The sequence below is a fragment of the Variovorax sp. IB41 genome, from assembly GCF_016405905.1.
Classification (GTDB): Bacteria; Pseudomonadota; Gammaproteobacteria; order Burkholderiales; family Burkholderiaceae_C; genus Variovorax.
On record NZ_JAEFCB010000046.1, the window covers coordinates 1 to 889 of the forward strand.

Annotated in this window: 1 protein-coding gene; it reads left to right on the forward strand. The window is 62.0% G+C overall.

Going from position 1 to position 889, the window contains the following annotated elements; genetic code table 11:
- The coding region (locus tag JC881_RS32215) for a hypothetical protein (protein ID WP_198789815.1) at positions 1 to 889 on the forward strand (889 nt) is incomplete at both ends.

Sequence of the window (889 nt, forward strand, 5' to 3'; positions counted from 1 at the left end):
ACAGGCTGGTGACGCTGCTGTTGGTCGAGCTCAAGCCGGTGGAAAGGCTAGAGATACCGCTGGTAGCCGTGCTCAGACCCGACGAAGTCGATGTCGACAAGCTGCTCACGCTGCTGTTGGTGGAGCTAAGGCCAGTGGAGAGACTCGAGATACCGCTGGTCGCAGTGCTCAAGCCCGACGAGGTCGAAGTCGAGAGGCTCGAAATGCTGCTGGTCGCAGTGCTCAGACCCGACGACGTGGACGTCGACAGGCTGCTCACGCTGCTGTTCGTGGAGCTCAAGCCGGTGGACAGGCTGGAAATACCGCTGGTTGCCGTGCTCAAGCCCGACGAAGTCGACGTCGACAGGCTGGTGACGCTGCTGTTGGTCGAGCTCAAGCCGGTGGAAAGGCTAGAGATGCCACTGGTGGCAGTACTCAGTCCGGACGACGTCGAAGTCGACAGGCTGCTCACGCTGCTGTTCGTTGAGCTCAGGCCAGTCGAAAGACTCGAGATACCGCTGGTCGCCGTGCTCAAGCCCGACGAAGTCGAGGTCGAGAGGCTCGTGATACTGCTGGTCGCAGTGCTCAACCCCGACGACGTGGAAGACGACAGGCTGCTCACGCTGCTGTTGGCCGAGCTCAAGCCGGTGGACAAGCTGGAGATGCCGCTGGTCGCTGTGCTCAAGCCCGACGAGGTCGAGGTCGAGAGGCTCGAAATGCTGCTGGTCGCAGTGCTCAGACCCGACGACGTGGACGTCGACAGGCTGCTCACGCTGCTGTTCGTCGAGCTCAGGCCGGTAGACAGGCTGGAGATGCCGCTGGTTGCCGTGCTCAAGCCCGACGAAGTCGACGTCGACAGGCTGGTGACGCTGCTGTTGGTCGAGCTCAAGCCGGTGGAAAGGCTAGAGAT